Consider the following 21,325-nt stretch of genomic DNA (forward strand, 5'->3'; position numbering starts at 1 on the left):
CGGTAGCATGAGCGAGACACACGCTGCCCGTCAGGGCGATCAAATTATCCACTCCAGCGTTTTCGCTGATATCACAAGCCTTGTTGCTGAAGGCGTGGCGTATGCCGTAATCGGCTCGGCCGTTGCGTTTGCAGCGACCACCGCCGCACCCTTATTGGGGGTGGGCGCAGCTGCAGCCAGCGTCGCGGCCATTGGCTCAAGCTGTATTTTGAGCGGGATACTGGGCGGAGTACTGGCGAACGTTGCCGGGATTACGGATGACATCAGCAATGTGGCCAGCAGCCTCGGCGATGCGTTATTTCCTCCATCACCTGCGGGAACCATCGTAACCGGGTCGTCCAATGTAATAACGAATGGCAAGCTCGCCGCGCGCGCTGCGGGAGAGTTAACAGCCCCCGAGTATACGCCCGCTCAGCCGCAATCGCCGGACAGCTTCGCAGACTATGCTGGATTGTTACTCGCCGGCGCAAAACGGTTTGGCAGCGAGATGTGGCAGCCTACGGTGGGCTCGGCAAACGAGGCAACCTCACCCTGTGAAGAGGATAAGGTTGCCTGTGAAAAACATTCGGGGCCGCAATATCTGGCTCAGGGTTCAAAAAGTGTCTTTATTAATGGACGACCCGCCGTTCGGGCAAAAGATAAAAGCACTTGCGAAGGGACGGTCTCTGATGCTGTTTCGCCAAATGTCATCATAGGTGGGGATACGCTGACGGTCCGTGATATCAAAAGCGGCAAATTACCAGGGCTGTCGGTTGCCATGATCGCACTTTCGCTCATCCGCGGCCGTCCAGGGAAGATGCTGAAAAACATGCCTTGCGCAATCGTTGCAGCTGGCGGTGGCATGTTGGCAGATATGGCGGTAAATGCTCTCTTCGGCTCACCAAATCCTGTTCATGCGGCGACCGGTGTGAAAGTGCTTAACGATGAAAATGAACTCGATTTTTCACTCGCGGGGCGTTTTCCGCTGCGATTTCAGCGGAGTTACAACAGCCTTACCACCCGCGTTGGGCTGTGTGGGCTTGGCTGGGCAACCGTTTTTGATAGTTATCTGTTGCTGGATAATGAAGAGGTAACTTGGTTTGACGATAGCGGCCGTGAGTTACGTTTCAGAATGCCTGCCATCGATCAGGCGCTGTATAGCATCAGTGAAGGAGTAATTGTTCGTCGTAACGATAGCGGAGATGTGGCTATCGCTGATGAAGATGGTGCCGTGTGGCGCTTATTTAAGCCGACTCGAGCAGACCCGACTATTTTACGCTTGGCCTCATTGAGCGATGAATATGGAAATGCGTTAGAGACTGGTTGGGATGAAACGGGGCGACTGGTCCTCATCCATGATGCTCCCGGTTCTATCAACATCAAGCTAACTTATGACGACGCGCGTTTTCCACTACGCGTAACGGCGGCCAGCCATATTGATGGGGAGCAACATTGGCCATTGATGCGTTGGCATTATGATGCGCGTGGACAACTTGCTTCAGTAATTGATGCGACAGGTATTACCCGACGTGAATATCGTTACAACGATAATGGATTGATGACGTGGCACCGCTCAGCAAGTGGACTGGAAAGTGAATACCGCTGGGAGATGTTTGATCATTGGCGTGTAATTGAAAATCGTACAAACAGCGGTGACGGTTACCGTTTTGCTTACGACCTTGTTGCAGGATTGACCACTGTTACACACATTGATGGTCAAACTCGTCAGCACTACTGGAATCAGCAGGGGTTAATTGTTCGTTTTATTGATGAGCGCGGAGAAAATTGGCGCTATGAATGGAATGACGACGAGCAATTAACCTGTCGTATCGATCCGCTCGGCAATAGAGTCAGGTTTGTCTATGACGACATAGGCAACAGGGTTGAAGAGGTTGATGCTGCTGGCCACTCGCGGTCGACTCAATGGTTGCCAAACCGTGCGTTGCCCTCGGCAATCAGTGAACACGGGCGAACCACGTTTTTTTATTATGACGAACATTTTGGTCTTGTGAGAGTGGTTGATGCTCTCGGCCAGACAACATTATGGCGTCGCGATGAGTTTGGTCAAGTTATCGAAGAAATTGACGCGGGTGGAAACCTAAGGCGCCATGAGTACAACGACGCGGGCCTGATCATTCGCGAAACCGATTGTTCGGGTTATGTCACTCGTTACCGCTATCATTCTCTGGGCTGGCCACTGGTTGTTCAAACAGCCGATGGCGAAGTAACCCGATACCATTACGATGCTGCCGGACGTCTGCTTAAGATAGCACGAGCAGAAGAGTGGCTCGAAACCGTGGTGTGGAACGATAAAGGCCTTCCGATAATTCATGAATCAGCTGATGGTGGCCGAAGTGAATTTGGATATGACCCTATCGGGCGGCTCATTGCGACGCGCAATAGTCAAGGGGAAGAGATCCGCCGCAGCTGGGACACTCGCGGACGTCTTATTGCGCTGCATAATCAAAATGGCGAAGCATACCGTTTCCGTTGGGGAGCAGACTCGCTGCTGTTGGAAGAGCAGGGGCTGGATGGCGTAATAAGCCGTTACAGCTACGATGCCTGCGGACGTACGCTGACGCGAACTTTTGCAGCCGATCATCCTCAGGCCATAACGCACAGTTTTCGCTGGAGCGCGACTGGAGAATTGTTGGCACGAACGACGCCTGAAGGCCAGACACGCTGGCACTGGTCACCAGAAGGCCTCCTGAAGCGTATTAGCCTGCATCTTGCGCTTGATGAGAACAGCTGGAGTTCCCAGGCTGAACAGGAAATCCTGTTTACGTTCGACGATCTTGGACGCTTGACGAGTGAAGAGAGCGAAAATGGGATCCTTGCATGGTCCTATGATGCGCTGGGTAATCGCGTTTCGACAAAACTGCCTGATGGCCGAGAATTAAAACAGTATTACTACGGTAGTGGCCATCTGTTGGGGATTGCCGTCGACAATCTGCCGATCACAGATTTCAGCCGAGATACACTCCATCGTGAGGTAAGCCGAACGCAGGGTTTGTTAACAACCCGTAGCCATCACGATCGACTCGGTCGATTACAGCAACGGGATGTCTTCGAAGGCAATGCGCAGCGACCAGCACCTCGCCGCTGGTCGCGTCGTTGGGATTATGACTACCAAAATAACCTGATCCGCGAAGAGCGTGATGATAACCCCTTTATTTGGCATCGCTGGAAATACGACGGTGCGGGGCGCCTGCTTGTGCAGGACGGGTCGCTGCCCGGACACGAGCAGTGGCGATGGGATGCCGCAGGTAACCCAACGGATAATCTTTCGCCCAAAGTTGTGCGGCATAATCGCGTGACGCAATTAAATGGTATTCGTTGGCAGTATGATATTCACGGCCGCACCGTAGCGAAAGATAATGGGCAGACGCGTTGGTTGTACCGCTACGATGGTGAACATCGGTTGATAGAAGTCGTTAGCCAGCCCCGTAATCGCAACAAACCACAGGTGCAGGTAACTTTCCGTTATGACCCTCTGGGAAGACGCACCAGCAAAATCTGCCGTCAGATTCTTGGTGGCCAGGTGGTCGGGCGCAGCGTAACAACGCATTTTGTCTGGGATGGCTTCAGGTTGCTCCAGGAAATTCATGGCGATGTCCCGCTGACATATGTCTATAGCGATCAGGCGAGCTACGATCCACTTGTACGTATTGATGGCATTAATGACCCGGAGATCTACTGGTTTCATTGCCAGCCAAACGGCACCCCTGAGCTACTCACTGACGCAGAGGGTGAAGTTCGCTGGAAAGGGCAGAACAGCGCGTGGGGTAAACTGTTACGTGAAACGTTGGATAATCCCACTGATTATGCGCAGAACCTGCGAATGCAGGGGCAATATTTGGATCGTGAAACGGGTTTACATTACAATCTTTTTCGCTATTACGATCCGGATTACGGAAGGTTTACCCAGCAGGATCCGATAGGGCTGTCTGGCGGGTTAAATCTTTATCAGTATGCGCCTAACGCGCTTGGCTGGGTGGATCCATGGGGATTGAGTCAGCGTAAGTGTTCTAATACCAGCACCAGCTCACTGAAGGGTGGAATAAAGTCTGAACATCAATCAGGCTCAGCGGTTATCCACTGGCATGACAATCGGTCCCCGGATAACCGGTTCGGTCATTACTCTGTTGAAGTTAAAATTAATGGGATGAGTTTACACACGCACCAGGCTGGGGGCCCGGGGGAATCAACAATGATTACAACTCGTGGTTTTGATAGGTTACCTCCGGCAGCTAAAAGCGCTGAAGTGGAATTACCTAAGGCTGATGAAGCTGTTAAATACTTAGGGGGGGTATTAGATAAGAATGGCCCTCTTTATGATCTTAAAACACAAAGCTGTGTAACCCATGTTTGTGATGTTTTAAGGCGCGGTGGGATAGATGTTCCAAATGAACCTGGGGCACAAATGAAGTATATTCTGAGGCTTTTAAAATAAGGATTAAAAATGTTTTCATTATGTCCTATTCACAATGTTGCCCGAAATGTGACAGTTTCATTGGCTATAAATGAGGCCTTGAAACAAAGCAGGAAACTGCCGGACGTAGTCAAGGTGGTAATTATTAAGCCGGATGAGGGGATGAAGAAAGAGTATGTTTTTGTTGATCGGGAATTGCTGGTAAGTCACGGCTTAAATCAAGTTGATGGCATTGTTTTCTATGACAGGGATAAGGCAAATAAAAAGATGAATGATAGAATTACTATAAATAAAATATCTCATCATCTTTGTAGCGTCTGCCCGGAATGCTTAAAGGAAAAACTTGGTTTAGATGCGAATGCTTAATAGTTGCCACCAAGAGTTTTTAACCTTCGTCAAAATGTTCTGCAGAAATGCGCAGATGATTTCTTAGGGTTATTTGTAAATGTATTTTATGATCAATATAAAGTTAAAAACTGTCGCATATTCAGAAGTGAAAACCACATTGTTTATTCGCTCCTTGCTTGTTTTCACCACCATTTGTATTTCGACTCCTCTTTATGCAGATGAAAATCTCATCAAACTAAAAGCGTTGAATGACTTTGCAGATCAGCTCAAAGAGAACATCGGTCAGGATGTGAATACCGTTGAGCCGATTGTGGGGCATCCGCTTTTTCGTCTCAATCCGGCCAATGAGTACTGGCTGACAACCAAACCTTTCACGCTTAATGGCGGGGTTACTCTCTCTAATCTCGCTGTGCGATTGGATCATAAGCATCCACCGAAGGTTTTTATCATTCATTATGACGTGAGTGATGGATGTATTTTATTGTCAGACGTTAGAAAGATTTATCCGCAGCTAAAACTCTTTAGCGCGCCACACGGGCACTCGGTTAATGAAACTTTTGCCTGGATCACCCCTTTAGATAAAAACGGTAATGCGACAGCTTTCGCCTTTCCTTATGCCGAACCGGCCTGTCTTAAGGGAATGACGGTGCGAAATTTTGCCGATGACGTATAACTCCAGTGCGCTTTGTAACACTTAACCGTCGACATTCAATCGCTTTTTATAGATTCATTTATCACCTGTGATGTACTTTGTTCCGTGCAGTTAAAACATCATAAGAATCAACTTAGGTTATCAGGGAAAGAGTATGTCTTATCACCGTCGCACCTTTGGCAACGTGCCATATTACGCTGCTTTATTAACCTGCCTGTTATTTGCGCTCCCTCATGCTTCAGCCGCACTTCAGCTTAACCAGTACGATAAGTTAGATACGGTTGAGAGCATTACTGCCGACAAAGCGGTCGTTGTGCAGCTAAAAAAGCTGCTCGGCAATGAGTACGACAATTTTATTTCTAACTTCGATGTTTATGGCGAGCCGCACCACACTGCGGATGGTGGCCTGTTTGTTTCTGGCTGGATGCAGCATCTTGCTCAGGAGAACGCCTCGGCCTTCGTCATCTATCCCGATGGTCGGTTGTCTGCAGCATGGATTTTGCCAGATGACAGTGTGGTTAATTACCGTACCAACCACCCCAATGACGGCATCAGCAAGGATATTCAACAGTGGGCAAGCCAGCTTAAGGGAAAAACGCTCCCGGATATTGCGCCTCAGGATGCAAGTTTCACCGGCACCTGGCAGGGCAAGGACAACGATGCCTCAACGCTAAGCCTGAAGTTAACGCAGATGGGCAACAAGGTGATTGGGACTTACTGTTACATCACACAGCAGGGGAATCGTATTGATTGCGCTGAAGAGGATAAACCTAACCTTCTTGGCTCGGTGAAAAATAACGTTGCGACAATCAGCTTCGATTCAAACTTTGGTGCGGTGAATGGTCAGGCGACATTAAAACTTGAGGAAAGTACGCTTCGCTGGACTATGACGCGAACGCCGGTGAATGGCGAATATTACGCGCCTGAACAGTTTGTCCTGAGCAAAGAGGATGTCCCGGCGGGTGCGACGACCCGTTTATTACAAACCGCAAAGTTTACCCTCTTTGTCCGCAATAATTGCGGCGCATTCTTGAAGCCATGCGACGACGTGCTCTATAACGGCGTGCGCAATAGCGATAGCACCACGATTAGCCTGAAGGGGAAAACGCTGCAGGACAGTGCAAACAACGTTACCGGCGCCGAATTCCATAATGGCAACATAACCTATCGCGTTGATTATCAACAGCCGGGCTTATTGGTTATGCAGGGCGCAAAGGTGCTGGTTAATCAGCCAGCAAAATGGCTGAACTAATGACTCAACGGAACAAAATAATGACCGGACGTTTATCCCTTGCAGCGCTGCTGCTGAGTTTTACCGCTGTGGCCGGGGCACAGCAGGGCCTTGAGGAGCCTGATTTCACGGTAACGCTGAATCAGCAGCCCGTTTCACTGGGTCAGCCATGGAGTGATAAACTCCAGGCGTCGCTGGGTAAGAGCAGCGAAGACAGCTTTGTCGGTGAAGTCCCTTTTGGCGACGGTAACTACAAATTTTATCGTCACGTATTTAATGATTTTGATGTCTATAGCGCAAATCTGTGGTGGGACAGCCAGAGCCGAGATTTTGATAGCTATATCGTTGCGCAGATAACCCTGCGAGGAGCGACATCGCATACCGCGCGCGGCATTGCTCCAGGTAGCAGCGAAGACAATGTCACAGAGCTTTATGGGCCGGGTGAAAAAGAGAGTAGCGATGGGGCAGAATGGATTGGCTATCAGCGCGATAACAAGCGGATCTCTTTCGAGATCGTAAAAGGCAAAGTGAACTCCATCAACATCAATTACGTTGACGATCGGCAGTAACTGCGCTCCGCGATAAAAGCCCCTGCCAGGTTTCCCTGCCGGGGGCTTTTTCGTTATTACTGTTTACAGCCCGCGCACTGCTTGTTCTGGATCTGCTGGAAGAAGTCATTCCCTTTATCATCCACCAGAATAAACGCCGGGAAGTTCTCCACCTCGATCTTCCAGATCGCCTCCATGCCCAGTTCCGGGTACGCAACGCACTCCAGGCTCTTAATGCTCTGCTGCGCCAGCACCGCAGCCGGGCCGCCAATACTTCCCAGATAGAAACCGCCGTGTCTGGCACAGGCATCGGTAACCTGCTGGCTGCGGTTGCCTTTTGCCAGCATAATCATGCTCGCACCGTGGGATTGCAGCAGGTCAACGTAGGAATCCATACGCCCTGCGGTGGTTGGGCCAAGCGAACCGGAAGCATAACCTTCTGGCGTTTTCGCCGGGCCTGCGTAGTAGATCGGGTGATCTTTTACGTACTGCGGCAGCTCTTCACCATTATCAATCAGCTCTTTCAGCTTCGCGTGGGCGATATCGCGCGCCACGATAATGGTGCCATTAAGCGAAACGCGGGTCGATACCGGGAAGGCGGAGAGCCGGGCGAGGATCGCTTTCATCGGCTGGTTAAGATCGATTTTCGCCACATCGCCTTCACCCTGCTGACGCAGTTCTTCCGGAATATACTGCGCCGGATTAGCCTCCATTTTCTCAATCCAGATCCCGTCGCGGTTGATCTTCGCTTTGATATTACGGTCGGCGGAGCAGGAGACACCCATACCGATCGGGCAGGAAGCACCGTGGCGCGGCAGGCGGATCACGCGGATATCATGGGCGAAGTACTTCCCGCCAAACTGCGCGCCAAGTCCGAGGTTTTGCGCCTCTTCCATCAATGCCTGTTCCAGTTCAACGTCACGGAAGGCCTGACCATGCTCATTCCCTTTGGTTGGCAGACCATCGTAATAGCGGGTCGACGCCAGCTTCACGGTTTTCAGCGTTGATTCAGCGGAAGTCCCGCCAATCACAAAGGCGATATGGTAGGGCGGGCAGGCCGCGGTGCCCAGCGTACGCATCTTCTCCACCAGATAGTTTTTCAGCTTCGCTGGGGTGATCAGCGCCTTGGTCTCCTGATAGAGATAGGTCTTATTAGCCGAACCACCGCCTTTGGCGATGCACAAGAATTTATACTCGTCGCCATCGACACTATAGAGATCGATCTGCGCGGGCAGGTTGGTACCGGTATTCACCTCTTTGTACATATCCAGCGGCGCATTCTGTGAATAGCGCAGGTTATCTTCGGTGTAGGTGTTATACACCCCACGCGCCAGCGCGGCTTCATCGCCGCCGCCGGTCCAGACACGCTGGCCTTTTTTACCCATGATGATTGCCGTACCGGTATCCTGGCAGGTCGGCAGTACGCCTTTGGCCGCGATTTCAGAGTTACGCAGGAACTGCAGGGCGACATACCTGTCGTTCTCGCTTGCCTGCGGGTCGGTCAGAATGGCGGCAACCTGCTTCTGATGGGAGGGGCGCAGCATAAACGCGGCGTCGTGGAAAGCCTGCTGTGCGAGCAGCGTTAGCGCCTGCGGCTCGACTTTTAGCACCTGCTCACCTTCAAACTCTGCGACAGAGACATGTTCGCGGCTCAGCAGATAGTATTCCGTTTCATCTTTTGCCAGCGGGAACGGATCCTGATAAACAAACGGTTTGTTCGACATAGCTCATTACTCCACAAAAATAAAACCGCCGGGAAAGCCCGACGGTTATGAATCAGAACATCATGGTAATCCACGGATAGCCAATCAACAGCAGGGCGGCGAGGAAGATGGCACCGAAGATGGTACCCAGACGCCAGTAATCTTTAGTCGGCAGGTATCCGCTACCGTAGTAAATCGGGCTTGGGCCCGTGCCGTATGGGGTGATGATACCCATGACACCCAGTGAGGTGCAGAGCACCAGCACAACGACTTCCATATTGATACCAGGAATGGTCGCTGCGATGGTTAACATCGCCGGCAACAGCGCTGTGGTGTGTGCCGTGGTGCTGGCGAAGAGATAGTGCAGCAGATAGAACGCCAGCAGCAGAGCGATGGTTGCCATGCCCGGAGAGATGCCGCTCATCAGCAGTCCACCCTCTTTGCCCAGCCAGGCAATAAAGCCGGTGGATGAGAGGCCATCAGCCAGCGCGACCAGCGTGGCGAACCAGACAAAGGTGTTCCAGGCCGGTTTATTGCTGGTGATATCATTCCAGCTCAGAACACCGGTCCACAGCATCAGCACCACAACCAGCAGGGCGGCGAGTGCCGGTTCAATAAAGTCGGCTGCGAAAATCCACATCAGCAGCGCACAGCAGACAAAGACCAGCAGCAGAATTTCATTACGGGACATTCTGCCGAGCTTCTCCAGCTCGCGGCTCGCCCACAGCGGGACTTCATCATTCACTTTCACTTCAGGCGGGTAGAACCAGTACGCCAGCAGCGGCATAGTCAGAATCAGCAGCAGGCCCAGCGGCAGGAAGGCGATGAACCAGGTGCCCCATGAAATATTGATTCCAACGATGCTTTTCACCAGCGCCAGCGCCAGCAGGTTAGGCGCAAGAGCAGAAAGGAACATGGAGCTGGTGATACACGCTGCGGTGATCGCCACCCACATCAGGTAAGAACCAATGCGGCGCGCACTCGGATCGTTCGGTTTTGAACCATACAGCGGCGGCAGGTTGGCAATAATCGGATAGATGGTCCCGCCGCTGCGTGCGGTGTTAGAGGGCGTAAACGGTGCCAGCAGCAGATCGGCGAAGGTGATGGCATAGCCGAGCGTCAGGCTGCGGCGACCCAGGTATTTAACGAGGATCAGCGCCAGGCGGCGACCAAACTGGGTCTTATCGTAACCGGCGGCAAACATAAATGCGCCGAAGATAAGCCAGACGGTGGAGTTGCCGAAACCGCTGACTGCCCATTTAAAGGACTGGCCCGCCAGCTTGAATTTCGGGTCTGCCAGCTGTTCCGGACTGAAAAGCACCCACTGACTACAGAGCGCAATTACTACCACGCCCGTCATGCCGATCACGGCACCCGGCAGCGGCTCGAAGATCAGGCCGACAATGACGCCAACGAAGATAGCAAAATAGTGCCATGCGTAAGGCGGTAAGCCTTCTGGCACCGGAACGAACAGTAACAGTATGGCCACGATAATGGGCAACGCCATCATCACCAGGCGGTTTTTATTACCGGCCTTTGTGTGCTCTGCAGTAGCAGAAGCTGGGGTTGGAGTTTTCTCTTTCATAGTGAGCATCTACAAGTAGTTAAGAATTCGGATTGATCGTGGAAGTGAGTTTGATTTATTTAGTTTCAAAAGATATTTTAGTTATTAAAATCATCTTCTCTTATTCCGCTGATCTTTATTTATCGCAAAAACGATCGGCAATAAATAACAAAATAAGTCTATTTCTATATTGCCCCTGACGATGGGATTTCTCTTGATTAAGATCAATAAAACGAAAAGATAGGTGCTTTTTTTAATATCTGGAATACCCACTATGAATGATGTGGTTAATTTCCAGAAAATCAGGAAAATGTTAAATATTTGTGTTGTTATTTAACGGGCACGCACTGTAATTCTTGATTAAATTATTGATATTTAGGGTTTTTGTCTGTCTTGCTCTCACGTCATCAGGCGTAGCCAAGTAATAGTTATGTTACCGGTAATTATAAAAATGTGAACGCAATATTTAAAAATGATAATACAGTGGAGGTAGGTCTGTTATTGCAGGGGTTAAATAGTTTTATAACTAACGTAATTAATTTGGTAAATAAAATTCGCGGTATATTAATTACACGACACCAGGATTAATAACCAGAACGAAAATAGATCCGTCACCGAATTCAAGATTTATCAATTTTAGATGTGGAGCTTATTATGACCAGCAACGAACGTATTCTCAGCCCGTTTACATTGCCAAACGGCGTAGAACTAAAAAACCGTTTGTTAATGGCGCCAATGACCACCTGCACGGGTTATTTTGACGGTACCGTTACTAGCGAGTTAGTGGAGTATTACCGCGCACGTTCAGGGGCTATTGGCACCATTATTGTTGAGTGTTGCTTTGTCGACGATCTCGGCCTCGCTTTTCCGGGGGCGATTGGGATTGATAGCGATGAAAAAATCGCCGGTCTGGCGAAGATTGCCGCCGCCATTAAGGAGAAAGGTTCAAAAGCCATTCTGCAGATTTACCACGGCGGGCGCATGGTGGAGCCGAAACTGATCGGTGGACGTACACCTATTGCGCCGAGCGCGATTGCCGCACCGCGCGAGGGTGCCGCGACCCCGGTAGCGATGAGCGCTGCGGAAGTGGAAAACATGATTGCCAAATTTGGCGAAGCCGTACGTCGCGCCATCCAGGCAGGCTTCGACGGCGTTGAGATTCACGGCGCTAACACTTATCTCATTCAGCAATTCTTCTCTCCTCACTCCAACCAGCGCGACGACGAGTGGGGCGGCAGCCGCGAAAACCGGGCCCGCTTCCCGCTGGCCGTGCTGGATATCGCTCACAAGATGGCGCGCCAGTATGCTGATGACGCGTTTATCATCGGCTACCGCTTTTCACCGGAAGAGCTGGAGGTCCCCGGCATCCGTTTTGATGACACAATGTTCCTGCTGGAGAGGCTGGCCGCTCGCGGTCTCGATTATCTGCACTTTTCCGTGGGTGCTGCGCTGCGCTCCTCCATTAATGACACGACCGATCCGACGCCGCTGATTGATAAATACTGCGCATTGCGCTCAGAAACGCTGGCGCAAATTCCGGTAATGGGTGTTGGCGGCATCGTCAACGCGGCGGATGCGGAAGAGGGGCTGGATCACGGTTACGACCTGATGGCGGTGGGCCGCGCCTGCATCGCCTACCCGGACTGGGCTTCGCGCATTGCCAACGGTGAAACCCTTGAGCTCTTTATGGACAGCACCCAGCGTGAAGCGCTGAACATCCCCGAGCCGCTATGGCGTTTCTCGCTGGTGGAAGCGATGATCCGTGATATGAGCATGGGCGCGGCGAAGTTCAAGCCGGGCCTCTTTGCTGAAACCGTGCAGGATGACAGCACCACGCTGGTGTTCAACGTCAGTCTCGAAACGGACTGCATTGCGGATATTACGCTGGCTGAAGGCCCGCTGGATGACGTCGAGTTTACCAGCAGCTTTGAAGAGATCCGCAGCCGTATCATCGATGCCAACTCTCCGCACGTAGACGCCATCTCCGGCGCAACCAGCCAGAGCGAAGCGGTTAAAAAAGCGGTGTCGAAAGCGATGGTGAAATCGAGCAAAGCGCGGATCGCCGAAGAGGGTGGTGATGTCAGCGCGCCGAAAAATTACGATGTGATTGTTATCGGCAGCGGCGGTGCTGGCCTGGCTGCGGCAATTCAGGCGCACGACGAAGGTGCCAGCGTCCTGATCGTCGAAAAAATGCCGACTATCGGTGGCAACACTATCAAAGCATCGGCAGGGATGAACGCGGCGGAAACCCGCTTCCAGCGCGTAAAAGGCATTCAGGACAGTAAAGAGCTGTTCTACGCTGAAACCCTGAAAGGGGGCGGTGAGAAGAACGATCCTGCTCTGCTGCGCCGCTTTGTTGAACATGCCCCGGAAGCGATTGAGTGGCTGGCACGTCGCGGCATTATGCTTAACGACATTACCACCACCGGCGGCATGAGCATTGACCGTACGCACCGTCCACGCGACGGATCGGCAGTAGGTGGCTATCTGATCAGTGGCCTGCTGCGCAACGTTACCAAACGCAATATCGACGTCATGCTGGACACCTCCGTCGAAGAGATCCTCTTTGACGCGGGCGAAGTGCGCGGTGTACGCCTGCTGACCGAAGAGCAGGAGACCTTGAGCGTCGAGGCGAAGAGCGTGATTGTCGCCACCGGTGGCTTCAGCGCCAACAGCGCGATGGTCGTGAAATATCGCCCCGATCTGGACGGCTTCGTCACCACCAACCATAAAGGCGCGACCGGTAGCGGGATTTCGCTGCTGGAACGCCTTGGCGCTGCCACCGTGGATATGGGCGAAATCCAGATCCACCCGACGGTTGAGCAAAATACCTCTTATCTGATTTCAGAATCGATTCGCGGCGGCGGGGCAATTCTGGTCAATCAGCAGGGCAACCGCTTCTTCAACGAGATGTCGACCCGCGATAAAGTCTCTGCGGCCATCATCGCGCTGCCGGAGCACTATGCTTACATCGTCTTTGATGAGCACGTTCGTGCAAAAAACAAAGCGGCGGATGAGTATATTGCCCGCGGTTTTGTCACCAGCGCCAGTTCGCCACGCGAACTCGCGGATAAGCTGGGTATGGATTATCATGCCTTCCTCGCCACGCTGGAGCGCTACAATGGCTTTGTTGAAAAACAGCATGACGATGATTTCGGGCGCACCACCGCACTGCGCGCACCGATTAACGAAGGCCCGTTCCACGCTATTCAGATAGCGCCAGGCGTGCACCACACTATGGGCGGTGTGACCATCAACACCGACACCCAGGTGCTTAACAGCGAGCAGCAGGTTATTCCGGGGGCTTTTGCAGCGGGTGAAGTGGTAGGCGGTCTGCACGGCGGTAACCGCATCGGCGGCAACGCGGTGGCAGATATTATCGTCTTCGGTTCGCTGGCGGGGCATCAGGCCGCGCTGCGTGCAAAACGGTAACGCATTAACGTAAAATGGCTGCGCCTTATCAGGCCTCACTCTCCCTGGCCTGATAAGCGTAGCGCCACCAGTACGCAACAGAAGGAGTATGCAATGTCTGCTAATCCGAGCTGGCGCTACTCAGCCGTGCTGATGGGCTCGCCCATCCTGCTCACGCTCTTTGTCCATGATGAGGCGCTCGCCTCCCGCGTATTCTCCCTGATTAAGCGCTACGAAGATCTTTTCACCGTCAACCGCGCCAACTCTGAAGTGATGGCAATCAATCACGCCGCAGGGCAGCATCCGGTTGCCGTCAGCCGTCCGGTTTTTGAGCTTATCAAATGTGCGAAAGCCGCCAGCATGATGCCGGGCAGCGCCTTCAACCTGGCAATAGGCCCGCTGGTGAAACTGTGGCGAATCGGTTTTAAAGGTGACCGGGTGCCAGAGGCGGACGCGATCGCCGCGCGGCTGCGCATCACGCGCGTGCAGGACGTTGTCCTTGATGATACCGCGGGCAGCGTTTTTCTTACCCAGGCCGGGATGGAGATCGATCTTGGCGCGATTGCCAAAGGGTTTATTGCCGACAGGGTGCGCGACTATCTGCACAAGCAGGGGGTGAGCGAGGGATTAATCAATCTTGGCGGCAACGTGCAGACGCTGGGGACGCCGCAGGGGCGGTGGTCGATCGGCGTGAAAAAGCCGTTCGCACAGGCGGATGCGCTGATTGGCACGCTTGAGGTCGCCAACCAGTCGGTAGTCACCTCTGGCACCTATGAGCGCTATTTCGAGCAGGATGGCCAACGCTGGCACCATATCCTCGATCCGCGCAGCGGCTACCCGCTGGAAAATGAACTCGACAGCGTGACCGTCATCTCCGGCGACTCACTCGACGGCGATATCTGGACCACGCTGCTCTTCGGCCTCGGCGTCGAGAAAGGGTGTGAGCTTCTGAAACAGCGCGAGGATATTGAAGCCCTGTTCGTCACCAAAAAGCGTGAAGTGATCCTCTCCTCCCGCCGCCACTTCACCTACAACCACGTTGACGACAGCTACCGGTTTATTGACTGTACTGCTTGAGCAGGCTGTACTGCTCCGCAATAAGCTGATAGCGATAGACCGGCCGACCAGTCGCACCATAGTGGATGGTGGTGTAGAGAATATTGATCTGCGCGAGCCAGATCAGATATTTACGGCAGGAGACGCGGGAGATATTGACCGCATTCGCCAGCTCATCCGTCGAAAACTCAATCCCCGGATGGGCATCGATCCACTGGCAAATGGTGCGCAGGGTCTGGGCAGTGAGCCCCTTCGGCAGCCGACGTGTATCTGCAACTTCCGGCGCGCCGCCGTGCAGCAGGCGATCAACATCCGATTGCTCATAGTAGGGGTGTGCATCCATCAGCTTGCGCTTCTCGCGCCAGGTGGTAAGCGCCTCTTCAAAACGCGGGAACTGGAACGGCTTAATCAGATAGTCGACCACACCGTAGTGCAGTGAGGTCTGAATGGTGGCGGCATCGGCAGAAGAGGTGATCATAATCACGTCGATAGCCCGCCCGCTGGCGCGAATGATCGGCAGCAGATCGAGACCGCTGTCCTGCTGCATATAGACATCCAGCAGCACCAGGTCGATCGCAAGCAGCGGATTGTTCACCATCTCCTCGGCCTGACGCAGCGTTGACGCCGTGCCGCAGCACTGAAAACCGGCTATCTGCGCCACGTACATGCGGTTCAGCTCGGCAACCATGGCATCATCGTCAACAATTAATACATTTATCACGCGTTCTTCCTTTCACTATCCCACGGGAGATGGACAAAAAATTGGGTAAATACACCGGGTTCAGATTCCACGCTCACAGTGCCGCCAAGTTCAGCCAACTGCTGGCTGGCGAGGAAAAGCCCGACGCCGCGGTTTTCACCCTTGGTAGAGAAGCCTTTGCGAAAGATAGCGTCGATATTGCCCGGCGCAATACCCGGCCCGTCATCGCTCACTTCACCGGCCAGCCAGCCATCCTGGTAATGCAGGAACAGACCGACTTCACCCTCCTGCTGGCCGCTCATCGCATCAAGCGCATTCTCAATCAAATTACCAAGCACGGTAACCAGCACCGTCACCTGTTTCTCATTCGGGTTATCCGGCACATGGCTCTCATCAGCCAGCGTCAGGGTAAAACCGCACTCTTTGGCCCGGTTGATTTTACCGAGCAGAAAACCGGCCACCACCGGCGACTTGATCTGATGCTGGATCGCGCCGATATCGCTCTGGTAGTTCTGGGCCGTTTGCAGCACATACTCCTGCAGCTTGTCATAGCGCTTCATATTTAACAGACCGAGGATGACATGCAACTTGTTCATGAATTCGTGCGAGGTGGTTCGCAAGGCATCGACATAATTGACCATACCATCGAGCCTCTGCATCAACTGGCTCACCTCGGTCTTATCGCGGAAGGTACAAATGGCGCCGATAATACTCTCCTGGCTGCGTACCGGTACGGTGTTACTGAGTAGCAGACGACCGTTACACCCCAGCTCGCGATCGAAAATAGGCGTGCCGGTCTGCAACACGCTCAGCAGATCGGCAAGCAGAGGTTGATGCGTGCCGGAGCCCTGCGCCGTACTGCTGAGCAACATCCGTCGCCCGGCATGGTTCAGCAGCGTTACGCGCCCGTCGGCATCCACCGCCATCACCCCCTCTTTAAGGGACTGCAACATCGCCTGGCGCTGTTTAAACTGGGCTGAAATCTCATACGGCTCAAGGCCAAGCAGAATGCGCTTTAACACACGCACCACTTGCCAGACGCCAACGAAGCCCACCAGTGCGCTGAATATTAAGATCCACATCGCCGCCTGGCGGCTACGGCTTACCTGCTCGTCGACCTCGCTTAACGAAATGCCGACCACCACGACGCCGATCTGCTGGTGGCGCTCATCAAAAACCGGGGTAAAAACGCGCAGCGCCGGCGCCAGTACGCCGCGGTTCACTGCGGCATTCTCGTGGCCCTTTAACGCAGGCTGCAGATCCTCGCCAATAAAGTTCTGCCCGATCATGCTGGCATTCGGGTGCGCGTAGCGAATGCCCTGCATATTGGTCACCACCGCATAGAGCAGATCGTTTCGCGCCGCCACCGCCTGCGCAAGAGGCTGAATAACATTGCTATTAGGCGGCAGGAGCAGCCCGCGCCTGATTTCCGGCGCATTGGCAAGAGTACGCGCCACCGCGAACCCGGTTGCTTTCACGCCGTCGCGCGTGGCGTTGCTTATCTGCCAGAACCAGAGGGCGCAGGCCAGCAGCAGCACGGAACCCGTCACGCTGCACACCATAAGTGTAACCATGGTGCCGAACTTCATTGGCCGTTTGCGCGGGGAGGTCGCCGTGGGCGCTATTTGAGTCATGCCGAACCCGAATCATTTATCTGAGAAAAGTTATTATCGCCGATGGGCGGCAATTCATAAAGCCGTGTGATAAATGAGGAAAAATAGTCGCGCCGGGAAGCGTGACCCCACTCGCAAGCAGGAAGCGCAAATACCCTTATAGTGTGTGGGGAACCTTTAACAAGGAGCAGGATATGAGCAGTAAGCCAAACGGTTCAATGGAGGCGCGTCGTAATAGCCGCACGGGCGATATCGACCGCCTCGCCACGCTGGATATGCTGACGCTTATCCATCAGGAGAGTGAAGAGGTCACGCAGGCGGTTACCGCCTGTCTCCCGACGATCGCCCGGCTGGTTGATAACGCCAGCGCGACGCTTAACCAGGGCGCAAGAGTGGTGCTTGCCGGGGCGGGTGCCTCGGGGCGGGCGGCAGTACAAACCGTCGAGGCGTTCGCGCCGGATAGCCAGCACGGGCTGCTGGCGTTAATGGCCGGTGGCCCACGGGCGGGGAAAGCGCAGCAGGATCGCGCAGCGGGGGACTATGCCTGCGGCGGTAACGATATCAGGGCGCTGGGGCTAACGGCGCGCGATATGCTGGTGGTGCTGTCGTTAAGCGGCAAAACACCGTGGGCAAACGGGGCGCTGCAGCAGGCGAGGGCGCTTGGGGCATACGTGGTGTTGATCACCCGCGCGCAGGCGTGCGAAGCGGCGCAGTACGCCGATATTGTCATCGCGCCCGATACGGGAGCCGAAGCGGTAAGCGGTTTTGGCGAGCCAAAAGCGCAGCTGGCACAGCAGCAGATCCTCAACATGTTTTCTACCGGGCTGGCCATTCGTGGTGGGCGCGTTTACGGCAACCTGCGCGTCGACGTGGCGCCGGTGAATCTGCACTGGGCCGAGCGGCAGATCGCCGTAGTGATGGCGGCGAGTGGCTGTTCGCGTGAAGAGGCGAAACGCGCGCTGGCGCAGGCGAATAATGAGTGTCGCACCGCTATTTTAATGCTGCTGACCGGCGTAAGTGCCTCACGGGCGCAGGTTCTGCTGGCAGAGAACCATCGCCATTTGCGTCTGGCGATCGCCGGCGCGGAAAGTGAAAAAGTCGACGCCTGATAATCGCTATCCGGCCGCTGCGTGCGGCCGTTATTTATTTTCCATTTAATTGAAATACGCTAAATTTTATTTCTCCCCTTAAGATAAATTCCCGCCAAAATAAGTCCACACAGAGTGCGCCACTACTTTTTTTAATTAAAAAAAGCAGGCAGCAAATAAAAACAAAATTATTCTATTTTGTGAATGATATTTTAAATTAACGTAAAAATACGTTAATATGCGTCACCACGAATCACTTGTTGTTACCTAATCGAATAATTATGCCTGCAATGAAAAAAACAATTATTGCCTTCAGCGCCGTCGCGATGCTCGTCAGCTCTGCGACCAGTGCATGGGCGGAAGAGAACCAAAAAACCGACTTCCTGCTGATTGGCGGCGGTATCATGAGCGCCTCCCTGGGCACCTGGCTGCAGACCCTGCAACCGGAGTGGAAACAGGTGATGGTTGAGAAGCTCGACGGCGTTGCGCTTGAGTCCTCTAACGGCTGGAATAATGCCGGTACCGGTCACTCGGCAAATATGGAACTGAACTACACGCCACAGCGTGAAGACGGCTCCATTGATGTCACCAAGGCGCTGGAAATTAATGAACAATTTATGATTTCCCGCCAGTTCTGGTCCACCCAGGTGAAGCGCGGTATTTTAACCAACCCGCACTCCTTTATTAATTCCACGCCGCACATGAGTTTTGTCTGGGGCGATAATGTGGATTATCTGGCAAAACGTTATGCCGCGCTGCAGCAAACCACGTTATTCCAGGGAATGAAATTCTCCACCGATCACCAGCAAATTAAGCAGTGGGCACCGCTGGTGATGGAAGGGCGCGATCCGCAGCAAAAAGTGGCCGCGACCTGGACGCCGGTCGGTACCGATGTGAACTATGGCGAAATTACCCGCCAGCTGATCGGTAGCCTGAAAAAGAGCAAAAACTTCTCGCTGCAAACTTCGTCTGAAGTCACCGATTTCAAACGTAATGCCGACAACTCCTGGCATGTGACGATCAAAGATGTGAAAAGCGGCGATGAGCACACTATCGATGCGAAATATGTCTTTATCGGTGCTGGCGGCGGCGCGCTGAAGCTGCTGCAAAAAACCGGTATTCCGGAAGCGGACAACTATGCGGGCTTCCCGGTAGGCGGCTCCTTCCTGATGACCGAAAACCCGGCTGTTACCAACATTCACCGTCAGAAAGTGTATGGTCAGGCTTCCGTGGGCGCACCGCCGATGTCGGTTCCGCATATTGATGCGCGCGTCATTGACGGTAAACGTGTGGTGCTGTTCGGGCCATTCGCGACATTCTCGACCAAATTCCTGAAAAACGGCTCCTTCTTCGATCTGCTGAGCACCACCACTACCAGCAACTTTATGCCGATGACCCATGTAGGTCTGGATAACTTTGACCTGGTGAAATACCTGATGGGTCAGGTGATGCTGAGTGATGACGACCGCTTTGAAGCGCTGAAAGAGTACTACCCGCAGGCGCGTAAAGAGGACTGGAAACTGATCCAGGCCGGTCAGCGCGTACAGATCATCAAGAAAGATGAAGATAAAGGCGGCGTGCTGAAGCTGGGCACCGAAGTGGTGGTCGATCAGCCGAAAACCCTCTCTGCGCTGTTAGGCGCATCGCCGGGTGCCTCTACCGCAGCGCCGATTGCCCTGAACGTCATCAAGAAGATGTTCCCGGAGCAGTTCAACTCGCCGGAGTGGCAGAGCAAGATCAAAGAGGTTGTACCGAGCTTTGGTCAGCATCTGAACGGCAACGTCGCACTGACGCAGCAGGTGTGGGATGACACCGCCGCCGCGCTGGAGCTGACCAAGCCGCCGGTTATCGACATGAAAGACGCGCAGGCTGCAACGCCAGCCGCGCCGAAGAGCGAAAACGCGCCACAGCATGATATGGCGCTGTAAATAAGAGAGGCGCACCGCGGTGCGCCTTTTTTTATGCCCTACAGATGGCGGGCAAACCATGCGGTTTGTACCTTGCTGACACGCTCAAACGCCTCCCCACTATAGATATCGTAATGGCGCGCGTCTGCCTCTTCGTGCAGCGCTTTCTCTGCTGCCGCCACTGCGTCAAACAGCGCCCGGCCTTGTGCAGGCGGGTTAACGCTATCTTCAGCCGCAATCACCACCAGCGTCGGGCAGGTCACCTTCGCCGCCCACTCCGCGGGGTGATAATTCACCGTTTCGCGAACGGTCAGAAAGGGGATTTTGATATCCATCTGCGGGAAGCGGGTGCGGTTCTCCTCAAAGAACGCTTTCGATTCCGCATCGGAAAGCACGCGAGTGATCGCCACCATCATCTCTTTGCCGGTCGCCTGCTGCTTCTGCGCCATCTTATCCAGCGTGTCGATAAAGGCGCGCTTTTCGCCTTCATTCATATGCCCGGTGACGATCGCCTCACCGTCTGCAAAGGCCAGCTGGCTGACCACGCATTTTATACGCGCATCCTGCGCGGCAGCGGCGAAGACGTGGCAGCCGCCAAATGACGTGCCCCACACTCCGATGCGCCCGGCATCCAGCGCGGGCTGCTCAACGACCCACGCTACGACCGAAAGAATATCCTCAATCTGCATAGCAGGCACCAGCCGTCCACGCTCTCCTTCGCTGTCGCCAAAGCCGCGATAATCGAAGGTGACGGTAGCAAAACCGGCCCTGGTGAAGGCCTCGGCGAAAGCAGGCAGCAGGATCGGCTGGATGCCGCAGAAGCCGTGACATAACACGACGGTGGGATGGGGGCCTGCCGCAGCAGGCGAGCGCAGGGTAAGGGCGATACCATTGGTGAGCGAGTAAGTTGAAGTATCCATATAACTTATGATTTCCTTTTTATCATTTGTCTGAATAATCAATTGCTTAACGGTGAAATGTCATCTTACCCGCCCGCGCTTTTTATCGCCAGATATCAATGCAGAGATAACCTGTTTTGCTATACCGGGATAGTTTTCATTAATGGCACAGCCGCGATGATACGGCGTTAAAT

General features: G+C 53.6%; 14 protein-coding genes. 9 read left to right on the forward strand and 5 right to left on the reverse strand.

Annotation, left to right across the window (positions count from 1 at the left end; genetic code table 11):
* Positions 1-7 precede the first annotated feature (7 nt).
* From IAE48_RS06010 to IAE48_RS06030, 5 genes are all read left to right on the forward strand, one after another.
* The gene (locus IAE48_RS06010; protein WP_200133781.1) at positions 8-4,432 is read left to right on the forward strand and encodes an RHS repeat-associated core domain-containing protein; all 4,425 of its coding nucleotides are present in this window, start codon (positions 8-10) and stop codon (positions 4,430-4,432) included.
* Between the two features lie 9 nt (positions 4,433-4,441).
* Positions 4,442-4,777: a hypothetical protein gene (locus IAE48_RS06015; protein ID WP_200133782.1), complete on the forward strand. Its 336-nt coding sequence runs from the start codon at positions 4,442-4,444 to the stop codon at positions 4,775-4,777.
* Positions 4,778-4,856: 79 nt separating this feature from the next.
* Positions 4,857-5,432, forward strand: coding sequence for a hypothetical protein (locus tag IAE48_RS06020; RefSeq protein WP_233631440.1), 576 nt, complete (start codon positions 4,857-4,859; stop codon positions 5,430-5,432).
* 133 nt (positions 5,433-5,565) lie between these two features.
* Positions 5,566-6,663, forward strand: coding sequence for a hypothetical protein (locus IAE48_RS06025; protein WP_200133783.1), 1,098 nt, complete (start codon positions 5,566-5,568; stop codon positions 6,661-6,663).
* Between the two features lie 20 nt (positions 6,664-6,683).
* On the forward strand, positions 6,684-7,211 hold the full coding sequence (locus tag IAE48_RS06030) for a hypothetical protein (protein WP_200133784.1): 528 nt from the start codon (positions 6,684-6,686) through the stop codon (positions 7,209-7,211).
* Positions 7,212-7,267: 56 nt separating this feature from the next.
* Here IAE48_RS06030 and fumA read toward each other — a convergent pair whose 3' ends face one another.
* Both fumA and IAE48_RS06040 read right to left on the reverse strand, forming a co-directional pair.
* On the reverse strand, positions 7,268-8,914 hold the full coding sequence (fumA, locus tag IAE48_RS06035; protein WP_200133785.1) for a class I fumarate hydratase FumA: 1,647 nt from the start codon (positions 8,912-8,914) through the stop codon (positions 7,268-7,270).
* Positions 8,915-8,966: 52 nt separating this feature from the next.
* Entirely contained in the window at positions 8,967-10,478 is a 1,512-nt protein-coding gene (locus IAE48_RS06040) for an anion permease (protein ID WP_042715318.1), read from the reverse strand.
* A gap of 633 nt (positions 10,479-11,111) precedes the next feature.
* Between IAE48_RS06040 and IAE48_RS06045 the strand changes: the two genes are divergently transcribed.
* Positions 11,112-13,889, forward strand: coding sequence for a flavocytochrome c (locus tag IAE48_RS06045; protein WP_200133786.1), 2,778 nt, complete (start codon positions 11,112-11,114; stop codon positions 13,887-13,889).
* A gap of 93 nt (positions 13,890-13,982) precedes the next feature.
* The gene (locus tag IAE48_RS06050; RefSeq protein WP_200133787.1) at positions 13,983-14,945 is read left to right on the forward strand and encodes an FAD:protein FMN transferase; all 963 of its coding nucleotides are present in this window, start codon (positions 13,983-13,985) and stop codon (positions 14,943-14,945) included.
* On the opposite strand, the gene dcuR is transcribed toward IAE48_RS06050, so the two are convergent.
* Positions 14,926-15,645, reverse strand: coding sequence for a two-component system response regulator DcuR (gene dcuR, locus IAE48_RS06055; protein WP_200133788.1), 720 nt, complete (start codon positions 15,643-15,645; stop codon positions 14,926-14,928). The two genes, IAE48_RS06050 and dcuR, sit on opposite strands and share 20 nt — an antisense overlap.
* Positions 15,642-17,258, reverse strand: a complete 1,617-nt coding sequence (locus IAE48_RS06060) for a sensor histidine kinase (RefSeq protein ID WP_042715327.1) — start codon at positions 17,256-17,258, stop codon at positions 15,642-15,644. The genes dcuR and IAE48_RS06060 overlap by 4 nt, the downstream gene beginning before the upstream one ends.
* A 173-nt stretch (positions 17,259-17,431) precedes the next feature.
* On the opposite strand from IAE48_RS06060, the gene IAE48_RS06065 reads away from it, so the two are divergent.
* On the forward strand, positions 17,432-18,346 hold the full coding sequence (locus IAE48_RS06065; protein WP_200133789.1) for an N-acetylmuramic acid 6-phosphate etherase: 915 nt from the start codon (positions 17,432-17,434) through the stop codon (positions 18,344-18,346).
* Between the two features lie 260 nt (positions 18,347-18,606).
* Entirely contained in the window at positions 18,607-20,253 is a 1,647-nt protein-coding gene (mqo, locus tag IAE48_RS06070) for a malate dehydrogenase (quinone) (RefSeq protein WP_076769981.1), read from the forward strand.
* A 38-nt stretch (positions 20,254-20,291) separates the two neighbouring features.
* On the opposite strand, the gene IAE48_RS06075 is transcribed toward mqo, so the two are convergent.
* A complete protein-coding gene (locus IAE48_RS06075) occupies positions 20,292-21,152 on the reverse strand; it encodes an alpha/beta hydrolase (protein ID WP_200133790.1) in 861 nt (286 codons plus the stop codon).
* Between the last annotated feature and the right edge of the window lie 173 nt (positions 21,153-21,325).

Origin of the sequence: Kosakonia sp. S57 (genome assembly GCF_016516575.1) — a bacterium.
Lineage (GTDB): Bacteria > Pseudomonadota > Gammaproteobacteria > Enterobacterales > Enterobacteriaceae > Kosakonia > Kosakonia cowanii.

Coding starts and splice junctions, on each gene's coding strand:
- IAE48_RS06060 (WP_042715327.1), bottom strand. CDS start 17,258: ATGACTCAAATAGCGCCCACGGCGACCTCCCCGCGCAAACGGCCAATG.
- IAE48_RS06030 (WP_200133784.1), top strand. CDS start 6,684: ATGACCGGACGTTTATCCCTTGCAGCGCTGCTGCTGAGTTTTACCGCT.
- IAE48_RS06045 (WP_200133786.1), top strand. CDS start 11,112: ATGACCAGCAACGAACGTATTCTCAGCCCGTTTACATTGCCAAACGGC.
- mqo (WP_076769981.1), top strand. CDS start 18,607: ATGCCTGCAATGAAAAAAACAATTATTGCCTTCAGCGCCGTCGCGATG.
- IAE48_RS06050 (WP_200133787.1), top strand. CDS start 13,983: ATGTCTGCTAATCCGAGCTGGCGCTACTCAGCCGTGCTGATGGGCTCG.
- IAE48_RS06025 (WP_200133783.1), top strand. CDS start 5,566: ATGTCTTATCACCGTCGCACCTTTGGCAACGTGCCATATTACGCTGCT.
- IAE48_RS06075 (WP_200133790.1), bottom strand. CDS start 21,152: ATGGATACTTCAACTTACTCGCTCACCAATGGTATCGCCCTTACCCTG.
- IAE48_RS06020 (WP_233631440.1), top strand. CDS start 4,857: ATGTATTTTATGATCAATATAAAGTTAAAAACTGTCGCATATTCAGAA.
- IAE48_RS06010 (WP_200133781.1), top strand. CDS start 8: ATGAGCGAGACACACGCTGCCCGTCAGGGCGATCAAATTATCCACTCC.
- IAE48_RS06040 (WP_042715318.1), bottom strand. CDS start 10,478: ATGAAAGAGAAAACTCCAACCCCAGCTTCTGCTACTGCAGAGCACACA.
- fumA (WP_200133785.1), bottom strand. CDS start 8,914: ATGTCGAACAAACCGTTTGTTTATCAGGATCCGTTCCCGCTGGCAAAA.
- IAE48_RS06015 (WP_200133782.1), top strand. CDS start 4,442: ATGTTTTCATTATGTCCTATTCACAATGTTGCCCGAAATGTGACAGTT.
- IAE48_RS06065 (WP_200133789.1), top strand. CDS start 17,432: ATGAGCAGTAAGCCAAACGGTTCAATGGAGGCGCGTCGTAATAGCCGC.